The sequence below is a fragment of the Streptomyces sp. NPDC102462 genome, from assembly GCF_044765425.1.
GTDB lineage: Bacteria > Actinomycetota > Actinomycetes > Streptomycetales > Streptomycetaceae > Streptomyces.
On the sequence record NZ_JBIWKB010000040.1, the window covers coordinates 1 to 16857 of the forward strand.

Annotated in this window: 16 protein-coding genes; 13 read left to right on the plus strand and 3 right to left on the minus strand. The window is 71.2% G+C overall.

The features are described from left to right. The first annotated feature begins 126 nt into the window (after window positions 1–126). The 8 genes from ACIRFL_RS29030 (at window position 127) to ACIRFL_RS29065 (ending at window position 7083) form a co-directional block, all read left to right on the plus strand. On the plus strand, window positions 127–771 hold the full coding sequence (locus tag ACIRFL_RS29030) for an HAD family hydrolase (protein WP_404034135.1): 645 nt from the start codon (window positions 127–129) through the stop codon (window positions 769–771). A gap of 89 nt (window positions 772–860) precedes the next feature. Further along, on the plus strand, window positions 861–2105 hold the full coding sequence (locus ACIRFL_RS29035; protein ID WP_404034137.1) for an MFS transporter: 1245 nt from the start codon (window positions 861–863) through the stop codon (window positions 2103–2105). Beyond that, window positions 2056–3228 carry an acetoin utilization protein AcuC gene (locus tag ACIRFL_RS29040; protein ID WP_404034139.1) on the plus strand — a complete coding sequence of 391 codons (1173 nt, stop codon included), beginning with the start codon at window positions 2056–2058 and terminating at the stop codon, window positions 3226–3228. Before ACIRFL_RS29035 ends, ACIRFL_RS29040 begins: the two co-directional genes overlap by 50 nt. A gap of 170 nt (window positions 3229–3398) precedes the next feature. Further along, window positions 3399–4214 carry a phosphatase gene (locus ACIRFL_RS29045; RefSeq protein ID WP_404034141.1) on the plus strand — a complete coding sequence of 272 codons (816 nt, stop codon included), beginning with the start codon at window positions 3399–3401 and terminating at the stop codon, window positions 4212–4214. A 129-nt stretch (window positions 4215–4343) separates the two neighbouring features. After that, a complete protein-coding gene (locus tag ACIRFL_RS29050) occupies window positions 4344–4553 on the plus strand; it encodes a helix-turn-helix domain-containing protein (protein WP_067299677.1) in 210 nt (69 codons plus the stop codon). Window positions 4554–4685: 132 nt separating this feature from the next. Next, the gene (locus ACIRFL_RS29055) at window positions 4686–4784 is read left to right on the plus strand and encodes a 30S ribosomal protein bS22 (RefSeq protein ID WP_003948845.1); all 99 of its coding nucleotides are present in this window, start codon (window positions 4686–4688) and stop codon (window positions 4782–4784) included. 179 nt (window positions 4785–4963) lie between these two features. Then, window positions 4964–6025, plus strand: a complete 1062-nt coding sequence (locus tag ACIRFL_RS29060) for an NAD-dependent epimerase/dehydratase family protein (RefSeq protein ID WP_404034144.1) — start codon at window positions 4964–4966, stop codon at window positions 6023–6025. Window positions 6026–6039: 14 nt separating this feature from the next. Then, complete coding sequence (locus ACIRFL_RS29065) at window positions 6040–7083, plus strand: lysophospholipid acyltransferase family protein (protein WP_404034146.1); 1044 nt, start codon at window positions 6040–6042, stop codon at window positions 7081–7083. Between the two features lie 201 nt (window positions 7084–7284). On the opposite strand, the gene ACIRFL_RS29070 is transcribed toward ACIRFL_RS29065, so the two are convergent. The 3 genes from ACIRFL_RS29070 to ACIRFL_RS29080 all read right to left on the minus strand — a co-directional run bounded on the left by ACIRFL_RS29070 (window position 7285) and on the right by ACIRFL_RS29080 (window position 10864). Then, window positions 7285–8493: a DUF5667 domain-containing protein gene (locus tag ACIRFL_RS29070; RefSeq protein ID WP_404034148.1), complete on the minus strand. Its 1209-nt coding sequence runs from the start codon at window positions 8491–8493 to the stop codon at window positions 7285–7287. Window positions 8494–8740: 247 nt separating this feature from the next. Beyond that, window positions 8741–9574: an ECF subfamily RNA polymerase sigma factor, BldN family gene (locus ACIRFL_RS29075; RefSeq protein WP_404034150.1), complete on the minus strand. Its 834-nt coding sequence runs from the start codon at window positions 9572–9574 to the stop codon at window positions 8741–8743. Between the two features lie 342 nt (window positions 9575–9916). Continuing rightward, window positions 9917–10864: an HAD family hydrolase gene (locus ACIRFL_RS29080; protein ID WP_404034152.1), complete on the minus strand. Its 948-nt coding sequence runs from the start codon at window positions 10862–10864 to the stop codon at window positions 9917–9919. A gap of 129 nt (window positions 10865–10993) precedes the next feature. Between ACIRFL_RS29080 and ACIRFL_RS29085 the strand changes: the two genes are divergently transcribed. The 5 genes from ACIRFL_RS29085 to ACIRFL_RS29105 all read left to right on the plus strand — a co-directional run bounded on the left by ACIRFL_RS29085 (window position 10994) and on the right by ACIRFL_RS29105 (window position 16795). Next, a complete protein-coding gene (locus ACIRFL_RS29085) occupies window positions 10994–11275 on the plus strand; it encodes a glutaredoxin family protein (RefSeq protein WP_404034154.1) in 282 nt (93 codons plus the stop codon). A gap of 357 nt (window positions 11276–11632) precedes the next feature. Next, complete coding sequence (locus ACIRFL_RS29090) at window positions 11633–12394, plus strand: redox-sensing transcriptional repressor Rex (protein ID WP_404034156.1); 762 nt, start codon at window positions 11633–11635, stop codon at window positions 12392–12394. After that, entirely contained in the window at window positions 12391–14133 is a 1743-nt protein-coding gene (locus tag ACIRFL_RS29095; protein ID WP_404034158.1) for a glutamyl-tRNA reductase, read from the plus strand. The genes ACIRFL_RS29090 and ACIRFL_RS29095 overlap by 4 nt, the downstream gene beginning before the upstream one ends. Next, a complete protein-coding gene (hemC, locus tag ACIRFL_RS29100) occupies window positions 14130–15092 on the plus strand; it encodes a hydroxymethylbilane synthase (RefSeq protein ID WP_404034160.1) in 963 nt (320 codons plus the stop codon). The genes ACIRFL_RS29095 and hemC overlap by 4 nt, the downstream gene beginning before the upstream one ends. Continuing rightward, window positions 15089–16795 carry a uroporphyrinogen-III synthase gene (locus tag ACIRFL_RS29105; protein ID WP_404034162.1) on the plus strand — a complete coding sequence of 569 codons (1707 nt, stop codon included), beginning with the start codon at window positions 15089–15091 and terminating at the stop codon, window positions 16793–16795. The genes hemC and ACIRFL_RS29105 overlap by 4 nt, the downstream gene beginning before the upstream one ends. The last annotated feature ends 62 nt before the right edge of the window (window positions 16796–16857 follow it).

Sequence of the window (16857 nt, forward strand, 5' to 3'; positions counted from 1 at the left end):
CTAAGCCTTACAGCGCCGATGGTACTGCAGGGGGGACCCTGTGGGAGAGTAGGACACCGCCGAACTAATTTTGGGAAAACCCCCGTGCCTTTTGGCACGGGGGTTTTCTGCGTTTAGGGTCGGGGCATGCGCTATGACGTGGTCATCTTCGACAACGACGGTGTGCTCGTGGACAGCGAGCCCATCTCCAACCGGCTGCTGGCCGCCTATCTCACCGAACTGGGTCATCCGACCTCCTACGAGGACTCCCTGCGGGACTACATGGGGGCCGCCATGCACCGTGTGCACGATCTGGTGGCGGAGCGGACCGGGCAGCGGTTGCCCGCGGACTTCGACGATGTCTTCCACGCGCGCGTGTTCGCCGCGTTCGAGCGGGAGCTGAAGCCGGTCAGCGGGGTCGTCGGCGTACTGGAGAAGCTCGCCGCTGACGGGGTGCCGTACTGCGTGGCGTCTTCCGGGAGCCATGAGCGGATCCGGGTGGGGCATCGGACGACCGGGCTCGACCAGTGGTTCGAGGACTCCAGGATCTTCAGCTCGCAGGACGTGGGGCGCGGAAAGCCGGCGCCCGACCTGTTCCTGTACGCGGCCGAGCGTATGGGGGTCGCCCCGCAGCGGTGTGTCGTCGTGGAGGACAGCCCGCTGGGCGTGCGGGCGGCTGTCGCGGCCGGGATGGACGTGTACGGGTTCACCGCCATGACCCCACCGGAGAAGCTGACCGGTGCCGGGCAACTCTTCTCCGACATGCGGGAGTTGGCCGACCTGCTGATATGAACCCGGGTAGCCGCCCCGGCTGAAGATGAGGGAAATTCACCTTTGGCTGGATCTACCCACGGGTATCCCGGAGCCCTACGCTCGCGGCCATGACAGATGTGCTGCGGCGCGGCAGGGCCTCGTTGGCGTTCGGCTTCTTCGCCCAGGGCGCCGCCTTCGCCCTCCTCGTCACGCGCATTCCGGCCATCCAGGACCGGTACGGCGTCTCCGACGCGTTGCTGCCCGTCTTCCTGGCCGCCGTACCGGTCCTCGCCGGGGTCGGCAGCGTGACCACCGAGCACCTGGTGAAGCGGATACGGCCCAGCCGAGTGCTGCGCTGGTCCCAGCCCGTGGTGCTGCTGGCGCTGCTCGCCGTGGGCGCCGGCGGTCAGCTGGCCTGGCTCGCGCTGGCGCTGGCGACGTTCGGGCTGGCCGTCGGCGCGCTGGACGCCTCGATGAACATGCTCGGGGTGAGCCTGCAACGGGCGTACGGGCGCAGCATCATGCTCAGCTTCCATGCCGTGTTCAGCCTGGGCGGGATCGTGGGCGCCTCGCTGGCCTGGGCGGGAGCGCACTGGCAGCTGGCGCTGTGGGTGTCGTACCTGCCGGTGGTGGCCGTGCTGCTGCCGGCGGTCCTGGTGGGCAGCCGGTGGTACCTGGACGGCGATCCGGCGCCCGCGGCGGACGGGACCGGTGCCGCCGGCCCGGAGGAGGGGCAGGGCGGAGCGGGAGGCGGGAGCGTGGTCTTCCGCGTGCTGCTTCCGCTGTGTCTGGTGATGACCTTCGCGTACATCGGGGACTCGACCGTGTCCAACTGGAGCGCGAAGTACCTGAAGGACGTGCTCGGGAGTTCGGAGCAGCTGGCGACGGTTCCGTACAACGTGTACATGGTGACGACACTCGTGGGCCGGTCCGTGGGGGACTTCGGGGTGCGGCGGTTCGGGGCGGCGGCGGTCGTACGGCTGGGGTCGCTGGTGGCGGCGGCCGGGTTCGCGGTGGTGTCGGCGGCGCCGGGCGCATGGGTCGGGATGCTCGGATTCACCCTGCTGGGGCTGGGTCTGTGCGTGCTGGTGCCGCAGACGTTCGCGGCGGCGGGACGGCTGTTCCCGGGGGCTTCGGACGCGGCGATCGCCCGGCTCAACATCTTCAACTACGTGGGTTTTCTGATCGGTTCGCCGTTGGTGGGGGTGCTCGGCGATGCCTGGGGCTACCGCTGGGCGATGCTTGTGCCGATGGTGTTGGTGCTGGTGACGTCGGTGTACGCCGGGTCGTTCGAGGCTCGGCCGGACCGATACGGTGGCCGGCATGAGCGGCCGCGCACAGCTGATGTGGGACGAGGCAGTAACGGGCTATGACTTCGGCCCGGACCATCCGATGGACCCAGTCCGGCTGGAGCTGACCCGCAGACTGGTGGGCGCCTTCGGGCTCGACCGTGTGGTGCAGGTCGTCGCGGCGAAAGCGGCGGGGGAGTCCACGCTGCGGCTGGTCCACCGGGAGGACTACATCGAGGCGGTGAAGGCGGCCTCGGCGGACCCCGGTTCGGCGGACGGTACCTACGGACTGGGGACGGTGGACGATCCCGCGTTCGCCGGGATGCACGAGGTGTCCGCGCTGATCGCCGGGCAGTCGGTGGCGGCCGCGGAGGCGGTGTGGCACGGGGACGCGGCGCACGCGGTGAACTTCGCGGGCGGACTGCACCACGCGATGCCCGGGGCCGCGTCGGGGTTCTGCATCTACAACGACGCCGCGCTGGCGATCGCGCGGCTGCTGGAGCTGGGGGCCGAGCGGATCGCGTACGTGGACGTGGACGTGCACCACGGGGACGGGGTGCAGGCGGCGTTCTGGGAGGATCCGCGGGTGCTGACGATCTCGCTGCACGAACACCCGCGGACGCTGTTCCCGCAGACCGGGTGGCCGGAGGAGACCGGGGCGGAGTCGGCGGCGGGGTCCGCGGTGAACCTGGCGCTGCCGGCCGGTACCGGGGACGAGGGGTGGCTGCGGGCGTTCCACGCCGTGGTGCCTGAGCTGGTGGCCGACTTCCGGCCCGAGGTGCTGGTGACGCAGCACGGGGCCGACACGCACTTCGAGGATCCGCTGGCCCATCTGGCGGTCTCACTGGACGCGCAGCGGGCCGTGCAGGTGGCATGCCATGACCTGGCGCACGAGTACGCGGGCGGTCGGTGGGTGGCGCTCGGTGGGGGCGGGTACGAGGTGGTGGACGTCGTGCCGCGCTCCTGGACGCACCTGGTGGGGATCGCGGCGGGGCGTCCCGTGGCGCCCGAGACCGCGATCCCCGAGGGGTGGCGGCGGGATGTCTACGCCCGTACGCGGCAGTTGGGGCCGATGCGGATGACCGACGGGCGCTGGCCCGTGTCGTGGGCCGACTGGGAGTCCGGGTACGACCCGGCCGACCGACTGGACCAGGCGGTACGGGCGACCCGGCGGGCGGTGTTCCCCCTGCGGGGGTTGTTGGCGTAGGCGTAATCGCTCCGCTTGGGGGGCCGTGACGGGGTGTTGTTTGGCTGCGGCGCCGTTGTGGCTGGTCGCGCAGTTCCCCGCGCCCCTTCGGGGCGCGGGGGTTGGGCCATGGGTGGGGTTGTTGGGGGTTTTGGGGGTGGTGAGGGGGTGGGGGCGTCAGGATCGGGGGTGTGTTGAGTGTTGGGGCGCTTCGTGCGCATCTGCTGGCCGCCCGGATCGCCGGGCCGGTGGCCACCTCGCGGGAGGAGAGCCTGCGGAGCTATCGGCTCTTCGCGGCTCGGGATCCCCGTGTGCTGATCGGGATCGATCCCGAACTGGCCTGGGGGCAGCCCGAGTTGATCGAGCTGATGGCGAGGAGATGTGGGGTTTCGGCTGATCCCCGGCACACGTCCGGCCATGATGTGATTGACCCGGAGCTGACCCTGGCCGCGTTGGACGCCTTCGCGGAGCGCATCGCGGTCGCGGCCCGGCGCGGCGCCAAGGTGCTGTTCGGCACCGGGCACCCGCACTGTCTGCTCGGGTTCTACGCAGCCTTGGCGGACGCCCTGTCGGCGGCGGGATGTGACGTCCTCACCCCCGCGCAGGGTCGCCGTGTCGACATAACGACCCGGTTCGGACTACGTACCCACAACCTTGATTACGTACGGGGAGTCGCGCTGGTCCGGCCGGCCGGTGCCGAACGCCCCGGTGGTGAGCCCGGCGCGCACACTCACTCCCCGCTGCCGGTTCGGACCGCGCTGGCCGCCGCGGCGGAGGCCGGCGGGCCGCTGCCCGAGCTGGTGATCGGGGACCACGGCTGGGTCTGCGGAGCAGGTCAACTGGGGTTCGAGGCGATGGGTCTTGCGGACACCGACGACCCGGCGCCGTTCGTGGGGGAGGCCGAGGGGCGGGTGTCCGTGGTCGTTCCGCTTGATGACGCGGTGCGGTCTGCTTACTACGGTCCGCTTACCCGCTACGTACTCAATCGAGCGTGTCTGTCACAGTAGGCCGCCGATGGGTGCACCTCTTCCCCACTCGCATCACCCGCATCTAGTCTGGGGAGTGAGCACGCAGCGACGAAGAGTCACCGGAAGGGGAAGCCGGTGGCCGTCGAGTGCGGAAGGTTCAGGTGTGTCATGGCTGCTGGCGAGAGGCCTCTGAACGAGGTCGTATTCCTTACCGTGGCGGAGGTCGCCGCGGTGATGCGCGTGTCGAAGATGACCGTGTACCGGTTGGTGCACAGCGGTCATCTGCCCGCGATCCGGGTCGGACGGTCGTTCCGTGTCCCGGAGCAAGCGGTCCACGAGTACCTCCGCGAGAGCTATGTGGGGGTCGAAACGGCCTGACGGCGGCTCCGGGTGACCGCCCGGAGCACCTCGATTACGACCTCAGCCCTCGGGCGGGTAGGCTAGCCCCTCGTAGGTCGTATGGGCCCATGGCGCCCAGCACCGAGTGATGAGAAGTGAGCGAGGGTAGTCGTGGGCTCTGTTATCAAGAAGCGGCGCAAGCGGATGGCGAAGAAGAAGCACCGCAAGCTGCTCAAGCGCACGCGCGTTCAGCGTCGTAACAAGAAGTAAGGTTCGGCGCGAACCGCGAGAGCTGCGTCTGTGGCCCCCCACCGGGAGCGGTGGGGGGCCACAGGCATATTCCGACTGGGGAATTTCCGCCGCCTCCGGCATCGGGTGGTCATCACAGCGCAACGTCGACCCGCTAAGTTGACTCGAACACGGGGACATACGGAAGAAAGGCGCTGATCTTGGGGAAGGTCGTGCTCGTGACCGGCGTGGCCCGGCAACTGGGCGGCCGTTTCGTCCGGCGGATCCAGCGTGACCCCCAGGTGGACCGGGTCGTCGCCGTGGACGCGGTGCCGCCCGAGCACCACCTCGGCGGGGCCGACTTCATCCAGGCCGACATCCGGCAGCCCACCATCGCCCGCGTCCTCGCCGAGACCGCCGCCGACACGGTCGTACACCTGGATGTGACGGGCATGGCGCTGGGCAGCGGCAGCCGGGCCACGGTCAAGGAGACCAATGTCATCGGCACCATGCAGCTGCTCGGGGCCTGTCAGAAGTCGCCGGCCGTGCGGCGCCTGGTCGTCAAGTCGAGCACCAATGTGTACGGGTCGGCCTCCCGCGACCCGGCCGTGTTCACCGAGACCACCCAGCCCAAGTCGCTGCCCAGCGGGGGCTTCGCCAAGGACACGGTGGAGGTCGAGGGGTATGTGCGCGGCTTCGCGCGGCGGCGGCCCGACGTGGCCGTGTGCGTCCTGAGGTTCGCCAACATCCTGGGGCCCACCGCCGACACGCCCCTGGCCGCCTACTTCTCGCTGCCCGTCCTGCCGACCGTGTTCGGCTACGACCCGCGGCTGCAGTTCGTGCACGAGGACGACGTGATCGACGTGCTGCGGATCGCCGCGCACGAACCTGCCCGAGCCACGCTCAACAGCGGCACCTTCAACATCGCCGGCGACGGTGTCCTGCTGCTCTCGCAGTGCTCCAGGCGCCTCGGGCGGCCCACGGTGCCGCTGCTGCTGCCCGCGGTCACCTGGACCGGCTCGTTGGTGCGTACCCTGGGCATGACGGACTTTTCACCCGAGCAGATTCGGTTGCTCACCCACGGCCGGGTCGTGTCGACGGAGCAGATGCGCGAGACCCTCGGCTTCCGGCCGAAGTACACGACGGCGGAGACCTTCGCGGACTTCGCGCGCAGCCGCGGCCCCGGGCTGCTGCCGCCGGAGGCCCTGGCCGGGGCCGTCGACCGGATCGCCGCGCTGTCCCTGCGGGGCGGCGGCCACCCCCAGACGCAGAGCGCCGATTGAGGAGCGCAGCAACGATGGCGGACGCCAAGGTCATTCCGTTCGACGACGACCGGTCCCGCGGATCCGCCGTGGCCCGGTCCGCACGGCGCCGGAGCGCGGCCGGCCGGCGCTCGGGCGAGAGCCCGGTGGTGCGCGAGGTACAGCCCCTGCCGGGACGGGTCCCGGCGCAGGATGATGTTCCCGTGATCGCAGAGGAACAGCCGCCGCAGTCGCGGGACCGCGGCCTGGAGCAGCGGGTGGCGAGCGGCCTGGCCTTTCTGCGCCGGCGGCTGACCGGGGACTACGAGGTCGACGACTTCGGCTACGACGAGGAGTTGACCGACCAGGTCCTGATGTCCCTGCTGCGCCCGGTGTACGAGAGATACTTCCGGGTCGATGTGAAGGGCATCGAGAACGTCCCCGCCGAGGGCGGCGCCCTGATCGTCGCCAACCACTCCGGGACGCTGCCGCTGGACGGGCTGATGATGCAGGTCGCCGTGCACGACCACCATCCGGCGGGCCGGCATCTGCGGCTGCTCGCGGCCGACCTGGTCTTCGTGCTGCCGGTGATCAACGAACTCGCCCGCAAGCTGGGCCACACCCTGGCCTGCACGGAGGACGCCGAGCGGCTGCTGGAGGCGGGGGAGCTGGTCGGGGTGATGCCGGAGGGCTTCAAGGGCATCGGCAAGCCCTTCAGCGAGCGCTACAAGCTCCAGCGGTTCGGGCGGGGCGGCTTCGTCTCCACGGCGCTGCGCAAGGGCACTCCGATCGTCCCCTGCTCGATCGTCGGGGCTGAGGAGATCTACCCGATGATCGGCAATGCCAAGACCGTGGCGCGGGTGCTGGGCTTCCCGTACTTCCCGCTGACGCCGACCTTCCCGTGGCTGGGGCCGCTGGGCGCGGTCCCGTTGCCGACGAAGTGGACGATCCAGTTCGGCGAGCCGATCCCGACGGACGGCTATCCGCCGGAGGCCGCGGACGACCCGATGCTGATGTTCAACCTGACCGACCAGGTCCGCGAGCAGATCCAGCACACGCTGTACAAGCTGCTGGTGCAGCGCCGGTCGGTGTTCTTCTGAGTTCCTGACGTCCCTGACCGTGCCGCATGACGGTGGGCCCCTCACGGGAGGGGCCCACCATGGGGCGCTGCCGCCTCAGCAGGTCCAGTGAAGTCCGCTGCGGTTCGACAGCGCCCCGAAAGGGGCGCGGGGAACTGCGCGACCAGCCACGACGGCGCCGCAGACGACCGACGGCATAGCGCGGCATCTCCAGCGGAGCGCTTAGTTCGCGTCCTCGCTGTCGATGCCCAGGCCGGGCAGCAGGCCCGGCAGCAGGGGCGGGAGGGTGACATCCGGCTCTCTGCTGGGGGTCCTGCTGGTGGACGGGGAGGCGCTGCCGCTGCTCTTCGGCGGGTCGAGCAGTCCGCCCGTGCTGCCCCCGATCAGGCCCTCCTGCGTGCTGCCGGTGGCCGCGCCGCTCGGGCTGCTGCTGGAGTCACCGCCGGCGGCGGAGCCATGACCGGCGCTGGGTGTGGTCGAGTGGTGGGTGCCGGAGGGGCTGTCGGACGGGGAGCCGGGGCCCTGCGGCGGGTCCTCGCTGGTCTTGGCGGGGTTCTGCGGGAGCAGGGACTGCAGCGGGGCGACCTCTTCGTCTATGGCGTCGAAGACCGACGAGACCTGGTCGCTGACATCCCCGAGTTGGACCGGGAGCCTGTCGCGCACCGCGCCCCACACATCCCGGTGGGACCGCGAGAACGTGGACAGGGCCTGGATGGGACCGAGCGAGTCGGGGTCGCGTTCGTACGCCTCGTGCAGCAGGCGGTGGCCCTCGGTGACGTCCTGCCGCATGCCCGACAGGGTGCGGCGGATCTCGCCGATCGACTCGTGGTCGAGCTGCCCGCCGCGGCCGCGCTCCAGCAGCCGCCGGGCCTCGCTCAGCCGGGTCGACGCCTGGTCGAGGTAGGTCTGGCCGCGTTCGTCGTCCCCGTCGGTCAGGTAGTTGAGCTTGAACTCCTCGATGCCCCGCTTGAGGCCGTACAGCGAATCGCCGGGCAGGGCGTCGGAACTCGCGGCGGCGACGCCCCCGAAGGCTCCGGCGGCCACTCCGACGCTGAGCCCGCCCGCGGCCAGCCCCTTGGTCAGCCTGGTGCGCGGTCGCAGCTTGCCCAGCGGGCCGGCCCGGTGCGCACCTTCGGCCCGGTGCGATCGCTGTGCCGGCACCGTGGGTTCGGCCGCGCCGCCCTCCTGCAGCATGGCCTCCATCGCGGCCACGAGCTGGGCCCGTTGGACGACCTTGACCTCCGGGTCGAGGTGCGGCTTGGGCAGTGCGCCGAGTCCCGTGGCGAGTGCCAACAACTCGCCCTGCTCGGTCCGTTCGCCGGCCGGTGCCGGTGCCTCGGACTGCTCGGCCGCCGTGTCCCGGGCGGACTGCTCCTCCAGGGCCTGGGCGAAGGCGTTCGCCCGCCGGTGCGCCGATACGTTCGCGATCACTGGCGGCACCTCCTCTCGTCATCACGGTCGACTCCCCAGGGGGTCCTGAGGGTTGCACGCCCATGACCACTTCCACACGATCAGGTGATCAGGGTCGGCCATGACGTGACCACAGGGAGCCTGTATCCCGCACAACGACTGGCTCGGCACTTGGGTTACGGACGACGGATGATCGGCTGGGAAAGTCAATGGGCTTTCACTGAACGTGAGTTGGACATCGCACACGGTGGCGACATCCGGCCGGGCGTCAGCGTGCGTCGTCCGGCAGGAGCCGGGCGAGGGTGCGCACGGCCCGGTACTGGAGCGTCTTGATGGCGCCCTCGTTCTTGCCCATCACACGGGCGGTCTCCGCGACCGAGAGACCCTGAAGGAAACGAAGCGTCACGCACTCCTGCTGCTGGGGGTTGAGTCGGCGTACGGCGTCGAGCAGGGCCGCGTTGGACAGGGACTCCAGGACGGAGTCCTCGGGGGATCGTTCCACCTCGTTGGCGTCGAGCATCTCGCCGGTGGTGACCTCCAGCCGGAAGCGGCTGGACTTGAAGTGGTCGGCGACCAGGTTGCGGGCGATGGTGACCAGCCAGGCCCCGAAGTCGCGGCCCTGCCAGGTGAAGGTGCCGATGCGGCGCAGGGCCCGCAGAAAGGTCTCGCTGGTGAGGTCTTCGGCGGTCGCCTTGCCGCCCACCCGGTAGTAGATGTAGCGGTACACGGTGTCGCTGTACTGGTCGTAGAGGCGGCCGAACGCCTCGGCCTCGCCGGCCTGCGCGCGCTCGACGAGGTCCATCATCCGGGCGCTGTCGCTGTCCGCGGCCGGCCGGCGGGCGGTGGCCGCGCCGGACGCGCGCCCCCGTCTGCCGGCCACCCGTCCGTCGCCCGAGCGCCGCCCCTCGACGACCGCGCTGCGCGCGGGCGCCTGCTCGATGCCGTCGGCGAGTGCGTAGCACGGGCCTACGGGGGCGGCGGTGGCGAAGGCAGGGACGGCGTGCGCGGCCGGGACGAGGCCGCGCAGCAGTTCTTGGGCCGTAGCGACCGTTGCGCGCAGCGTAGCCAGGCCCGAGGCGTCAACCCCGACGTGTGGGTACACGGGACTCCCAGAGGCAGAGCTTCCATCACGTGCAGTGCGGGACCGTTCACCCGTCGTGGCGACGGAAGGGGTACCGGTTTGCGTCTGAGGAGAATAACGCTTCGTACAGGTGCTGCTACGCCCAGTTGCTCAAATCATCGATTACGTCGCTTCCGTAACCGATTGACGCACCATCAAGTGTCGCAGAGTGACCGCTTGTTGATCAGAAAAGTGCGCGTTTCGGCGGAGTGGGGGGCGTGTTGGTGTGCGTGCGGCATCATGCGGGCGCCGGGGCCCGGTGCCCCGCCGGCGGCGCGCCGGTGCCGGCCGGTGGTGCGTCGTGGTGTGCCCGGTGCCCGGTCGTCACCGGCGGCGCCGGTGCAGCGCGATCGCCGCGACCGTGCCGCCCGCCACCGCGCCCACGCCCGCCGCCGCGGGGATGCCGACCTTCGCCGCCTTGCGGCCCGTGCGGTAGTCGCGCAGCCGCCAGTCCTTCTCGCGGGCGTGCTTGCGCAGCTTGGTGTCCGGGTTGATCGCGTAGGGGTGGCCGACCAGCGACAGCATCGGGATGTCGTTGTGCGAGTCGCTGTAGGCGGCGCACCGGGCGAGGTCCAGGCCCTCGGCCGCCGCCAGCGCGCGGACCGCCTCCGCCTTGGCCGGGCCGTGCAGCGGCTCGCCGACCAGCTTGCCGGTGTAGATCCCGTCGACGGACTCGGCGACCGTGCCGAGCGCGCCGGTCAGGCCGAGCCGGCGGGCGATGACCGTGGCGATCTCCACCGGGGCCGCCGTGACCAGCCACACCTTCTGGCCCGCGTCCAGATGGGCCTGGGCCAGCGCCCGGGTGCCCGGCCAGATGCGTTCGGCCATGTACTCGTCGTAGATCTCCTCGCCGATCGACTGGAGCTCGGCGACGCGGTGGCCCTTGACGATGGACAGCGCGGAGTCGCGGGCGTCCTGCATGTGCTCGGGGTCCTCGACGCCGGCCAGCCGGAACCACGCCTGCTGCCAGGCGAACTTCGCGAGGTCGCGGGTCTCGAAGAACTTCCGCTTGTACAGGCCCCGGCCGAAGTGGAACAGCGCGGCGCCCTGCATCACGGTGTTGTCCAGGTCGAAGAAGGCCGCGGCCCTGTCGTCGCCGAGCACCGGGAACTCGGGTTCCCGGGCGGTGGCGTCCGCGGTGTCCTGGGCGTCATGGACGTCCTGGGTGTCCTGCGAGGACTTGCGCGCTGCCTCCGCCGAGGCCTCGCCTGCCAACACGCTCCGCGCCGTGGCGGAGCGCCTACGGGGAGTGAGCCATCCGAGAGCGGCCATGGCGTGAGCATAGCCAGTTTGTTCGGTGCTTCCGGAGTCGAGAGGTTTGGTCGGTGTGAACTCTCCCCGACCGAGCCGTTAAAGAACCGAGGCGACTGCTGGTCCCGAAGTGACCGCGAGCGCGCGAGAATGGCCGGTATGAGTCCCCTCTTCCGCAGGAAGCCGGCCCCCGAGGACCGGCGCGTCACCCTGATCCGCAAGCCGGGATGTCATCTGTGCGATGACGCGCAAGCCGTGGTCGAGCGGGTGTGCGGCGAACTCGGGGTGCCCTGGGAGCAGCAGGACATCACCGAGGACGCGCGCCTGCACGAGCAGTACTGGGAGCAGATCCCGGTGGTGCTCGTCGACGGCGCACAGCACACCTTCTGGCGGGTGAACGAGGACCGGCTGCGGAAAGAACTGACCGGCTAGTCCGGCGGTCCGGGAGGCAGCCGGGAAGCGGCCGGGAAACGTCCGGGAAGCAGCCGGGAAAGCGGTCCTCGGCGGACGGGAAGCAGCCGGAAAAGTCGCCTAGGGTCGAGCACGTTTGGTCTCGGGGGCGGGATTCACTGAGGAGAGTGTTCGGTTTTGCCCCCATCGGGAGAACAGCATCGCCGCAGGTGCGCCGGTTCCGTGCGGGCGCGCCCTGGACGCGTGACCCCGGTCACGTTGGCCGGGCAAATCGGACACCATCTTTGTGCACGCGTTCACAAAGACATAGCCTGCTGTGGACGGGGCGGTCCGGGGACGTATGACCGCCCGCAGCCCCGCTCTACCCGCAGGAGCACCGTGGCAACTGGCCGAACTCACCGACCGGCGACCCGTAGCCGAGGGATTCCCGAGGCCACCGTCGCCAGGCTTCCGCTGTACCTCCGCGCCCTGACGGCGCTGTCCGAGCGTTCGGTACCCACGGTCTCCTCTGAGGAGCTGGCCGCCGCCGCGGGGGTCAACTCCGCGAAGCTGCGCAAGGACTTCTCCTACCTCGGCTCCTACGGGACCCGGGGCGTGGGCTACGACGTCGAGTATCTCGTCTACCAGATCTCCCGCGAACTGGGCCTGACCCAGGACTGGCCGGTTGTGATCGTCGGCATCGGTAATCTGGGCGCCGCGCTGGCCAATTACGGCGGCTTCGCCTCGCGTGGCTTCAGGGTCGCCGCGCTCATCGACGCGGACCCGGCGATGGCCGGCAAGCCCGTCGCGGGCATCCCCGTGCAGCACACCGACGAGCTTGAGCAGATCATCGAGGACAACGGCGTGTCGATCGGCGTGATCGCCACCCCGGCGGGCGCCGCCCAGCAGGTCTGCGACCGCCTGGTCGCCGCCGGTGTCACCTCCATCCTGAACTTCGCGCCGACCGTGCTGTCCGTCCCGGACGGCGTCGACGTACGCAAGGTCGACCTCTCCATCGAGCTGCAGATCCTCGCCTTCCACGAGCAGCGCAAGGCAGGCGAGGAGGCCACGCCCAACGGCGCGGGACCGGTCGCCGCCAGCCGCAACGAGTCCACCGACCAGGGGCCCGACGGGGACGTACCCGCCGTGATGCCGGCATGAGTCTCCTCGTCGTCGGGCTGAGCCACCGCAGCTCCCCGGTCAGCGTCCTGGAACGGGCCGCGCTCACCGAGGACGCCCAGGTCAAGCTGTTGCAGGACACGGTCGACGCCGAACCGGCCGCCGAGGCCGCGGTGCTCGCCACCTGCAACCGCATCGAGCTGTACGCGGACGTGGACAAGTTCCACGCCGGCGTCGCCGAGCTGTCCACGCTGCTCGCCCAGCACAGCGGGGTGAGCCTGGACGAGCTGACCCCCCACCTCTACGTGCACTACGAGGACCGGGCCGTGCACCACCTCTTCTCGGTGGCCTGCGGACTGGACTCGATGGTCGTCGGCGAGGGCCAGATCCTCGGCCAGATCAAGGACTCCCTGGCCAGGGCGCAGGAGCTGCACACCGCCGGCCGCCTGCTGAACGACCTGTTCCAGCAGGCGCTCAGGGTCGGCAAGCGCGCGCACTCCGAGACTGGCATCGACCGCGCCGGGCAGTCCCTGGTCAGCTTCGGCCTTGAGCAGCTGGCCGCGGGCACGGCGGTGCAGACCTGGGCACGCGGCAAGAAGGCGCTGGTCATCGGGGCCGGTTCGATGTCCTCGCTGGCCGCGGCCACGCTCGCGCGTGCCGGTGTCGCCGAGGTCGTCGTCGCCAACCGGACCGTGGAGCGGGCTGAGCGCCTTGCGCAGATCCTCGCGGCGGCCGGCGACACGGACGTGGTGGCCCGCGCGGTACCGATGGACGCGGTGCCGGCCGAGCTGGCACGTGCCGACGTCGCCGTCTCCTGCACCGGTGCGACCGGGCTCGTCCTGACGGCGGAGACCGTCGCCGCGGGCGTCGAGGGCCGTACCGGAGCCGCCGAAGCCACCCAGGCCGGGCCCTACGACGGCGCCCAGGGCCGCGGTCCGGTCGTGCGCGACACGGCGTCTGCGTCCGGGTCGGCCGGTGACGAGCGTGAGGAGAACTGCCCGCTCGACCTGTCGGCCGTACAGGGCACAGCCGCCTTCTCCGTGCTGGGCGAGGCGGCCGTGGCCGGCATGGCCGCCGCCGAACTTGAGCAGCACGCGGTCTGGGTCGACAAGGGCGACGCCACCGGCCGCGCCCAGCGCAGGCCGGGCGGCGAGAGCGACCCGGCCGAGGACGCCGACGCCATCGCCGCGCTGGCCGCCACCGTCGCGGTGGCCGGCCGCGTCCCCGAGCGCCGCAGGCCCGAACCGGTCGCCGGGGTGCCGCGTCCGGCGCCCGCCCTCTACCTCCTCGACCTCGCCATGCCCCGCGACATCGACGCGGCCGTGCACCGGCTGGCCGGGGTGCGGCTGGTGGACATCGAGTCGCTGGCCGAGGCGTCCGCGGACGCCCCGATGGCGGCCGACGTCGACCAGGTCCGGCGTATCGTCTCCGACGAGGTCGCCGCCTTCGGGGCGGCGCAGCGCGCGGCGCACATCACGCCGACCGTGGTCGCTCTGCGCACCATGGCCGCCGACGTCGTCGCGGGTGAGATCGCCCGGCTCCACGGGCGCCTGCCCGACCTGGACGAACGCCAGCGCGGTGAGATCAGACAGGCCGTGCACCGAGTGGTCGACAAACTGCTGCACGCGCCGACCGTACGGGTCAAGCAGCTCGCGGCCGAGCCCGGCGGCGCCGGGTACGCGGACGCGCTGCGGACCCTGTTCGACCTCGACCCCGAGACGGTGGCCTCCGTCTCCCGGGCCGGGGAAAGCACAGACAAGAAGAACCGAGGGCCAGCATGAGCAAGACAGCGGCGCTGCGGCTCGGGACCAGGCGGAGCAAGCTCGCCATGGCCCAGTCCGGGCAGGTGGCGGACGCCGTGAGCCGGATGACCGGACGGCCCGTGGAACTGGTCGAGATCACCACGTACGGCGACACCTCCCGGGAGCATCTGGCGCAGATCGGCGGCACGGGCGTGTTCGTGGCCGCGTTGCGCGAGGCGGTGCACCGGGGCGAGGTGGACCTCGCCGTGCACTCGCTCAAGGACCTGCCGACCACGCAACCCGACGAGCTGGCGCTGGCCGCCGTGCCCGGACGCGAGGACCCGCGCGACGTGATCGTCGCCCGGGACGCGCTGAAGCTCACCGATCTGCCCCGCGGGGCGCGCATCGGCACCGGCTCGCCGCGCCGCATGGCCCAGCTGAACGCGTACGCGCGCGGCCACGGGCTGGACATCGAGACGATACCGATACGCGGCAACGTCGACACCCGCATCGGATACGTCCGCGGCGGCGAGCTGGACGCCGTGGTGCTGGCCGCCGCCGGCCTGAACCGCCTCGGCCGTATCGACGAGGTGACCGACTTCCTGTCGGTCGACACGGTTTTGCCCGCCCCCGGCCAGGGGGCCCTGGCGATCGAGTGTGCCGCGGACAACGCGGAGCTGATCGCCCTGCTCGGCGAGCTCGACGACCCGTTCACGCGGGTCGCCGTGACCGCCGAGCGTTCACTGCTCGCCGCCCTGGAGGCCGGCTGCAGCGCCCCCGTGGGCGCACTGGCCGACCTTTTGGCCGACGGGCAGATTGTCAAGGAAATGCGCCTGCGGGGAGTTGTCGGCACGACCGACGGTGCCCGCATGGTGCAGTTGTCCACCACCGGTCCCGTGCCCGAGACGGACGACCAGGCAGTGACGCTCGGTCGCGAACTCGCCACCGAGATGCTCGCCCAGGGCGCGGCCGGTCTGATGGGGGAGCGAGCACAGTGAGCCCCACCACCCTTCCCGCCGGCCTTGAACTCGGTCACGTCACCTTCCTGGGTGCCGGACCCGGGGATCCGGGACTGCTGACGCTGCGCGCCGTGGAGGCGCTGGCGAACGCGGACGTCCTCGTCGTCGAGCACGACGTGCTGGACGTGGTCCGCGCCCACGCCAGACAGGGCGTCTCCGTCCTGCGCGTCGACGCGGATCCATCCACTGATACGCAGCCGGGCCCGGGCACGTCTCAACGCGCGGTTGTTGACGCCGCGTCAACAACCGCTGCGGTCCCGCCGACGCGGGATGCCGCACATCTTGTCATGGAGGCCGCGCGGGGCGGCAGGCGGGTCGTCCGTGCGGTGTCCGGGGACCCCGGGCTCGACACGTACGCCGCCGAGGAGATGCTGGCGTGCGCCGCGGCCGGGGTGCCCTTCGAGGTGGTCCCCGGCATCGCGGCCGCGGTCGGCGTGCCCGCGTACGCGGGTGTTCCGCTGCGGGACGCGCAGGGCGCCGACGTCCGGTTCGTGGACGCCCGTACCGCCTCCGAGCGGTGCTGGACCGAGGTGGGCGCGTCGGACGGCACGGTCGTCGTGTCGACCTCGCTTGACTCGGTGGCCGCCGCGGCCGGTGAGCTGGTGGCCGCGGGCCGCAAGCCGGACACCCCGATGACGGTGACCGTCGCCGGCACGACGACCCGGCAGCGCACCTGGACCGCCACCCTCGGGACCATCGCGCAGACCCTGAAGCAGGCGAAGGTGCTGCCGTCCCCGGACGGCGGGCGGCCGGTGATAGCCGTGGTCGGTGAGCGTTCCGCCGCCGCACAGCGCGACCAGCTGTCGTGGTTCGAGTCCAAGCCGCTGTTCGGCTGGCGGGTCCTCGTGCCGCGTACGAAGGAGCAGGCGGCGTCGCTCTCCGACCAGCTGCGGTCCTACGGGGCCGTGCCGCATGAGGTGCCGACGATCGCCGTCGAGCCGCCGCGGACGCCGCAGCAGATGGAGCGGGCCGTGAAGGGCCTGGTCACCGGGCGGTACGAGTGGATCGCCTTCACCTCCGTCAACGCCGTGAAGGCGGTGCGGGAGAAGTTCGAGGAGTACGGGCTCGACGCGCGGGCCTTCGCGGGGATCAAGGTCGCCGCGGTGGGGGAGCAGACGGCGAAGGCGCTGATCGCCTTCGGTGTGAAGCCGGACCTGGTGCCGAGCGGTGAGCAGTCGGCCGCGGGGCTCCTGGAGGACTGGCCGCCCTACGACCCGGTCTTCGACCCGATCGACCGGGTGTTCCTGCCGCGGGCCGACATCGCCACGGAGACCCTGGTCGCCGGGCTGATCGAGCTGGGTTGGGAGGTCGACGACGTCACCGCCTACCGGACCGTGCGGGCCTCGCCGCCGCCGGCCGAGACCCGGGAGGCGATCAAGGGCGGTGGCTTTGACGCCGTGCTGTTCACGTCGTCCTCGACCGTGCGGAACCTGGTGGGCATCGCGGGCAAGCCGCACAACGTGACCGTGATCGCGTGTATCGGTCCCGCCACGGCGAAGACCGCCGAGGAGCACGGGCTGCGGGTGGACGTGATGGCTCCGGAGCCGTCCGTGCACCGGCTGGCGGAGGCGCTGGCGGACTTCGGCGCGCGGCGGCGGGCCGCCGCGCTGGAGGCCGGGGACCCGGTGACGCGGCCCAGTGAGCGGCGACCGGGGGCACGCAGACGGCGCAACTCCGGCTGACGGCTCACCCCTGGAACGGTTCGCCGTACCGCAGCGGAATGACTCCGATGCGGTACGGCGAA

Coding starts and splice junctions, on each gene's coding strand:
- ACIRFL_RS29030 (WP_404034135.1), top strand. CDS start 127: ATGCGCTATGACGTGGTCATCTTCGACAACGACGGTGTGCTCGTGGAC.
- ACIRFL_RS29035 (WP_404034137.1), top strand. CDS start 861: ATGACAGATGTGCTGCGGCGCGGCAGGGCCTCGTTGGCGTTCGGCTTC.
- ACIRFL_RS29040 (WP_404034139.1), top strand. CDS start 2,056: ATGAGCGGCCGCGCACAGCTGATGTGGGACGAGGCAGTAACGGGCTAT.
- ACIRFL_RS29050 (WP_067299677.1), top strand. CDS start 4,344: ATGGCTGCTGGCGAGAGGCCTCTGAACGAGGTCGTATTCCTTACCGTG.
- ACIRFL_RS29065 (WP_404034146.1), top strand. CDS start 6,040: ATGGCGGACGCCAAGGTCATTCCGTTCGACGACGACCGGTCCCGCGGA.
- ACIRFL_RS29080 (WP_404034152.1), bottom strand. CDS start 10,864: ATGGCCGCTCTCGGATGGCTCACTCCCCGTAGGCGCTCCGCCACGGCG.
- ACIRFL_RS29085 (WP_404034154.1), top strand. CDS start 10,994: ATGGCCGGTATGAGTCCCCTCTTCCGCAGGAAGCCGGCCCCCGAGGAC.
- ACIRFL_RS29095 (WP_404034158.1), top strand. CDS start 12,391: ATGAGTCTCCTCGTCGTCGGGCTGAGCCACCGCAGCTCCCCGGTCAGC.
- hemC (WP_404034160.1), top strand. CDS start 14,130: ATGAGCAAGACAGCGGCGCTGCGGCTCGGGACCAGGCGGAGCAAGCTC.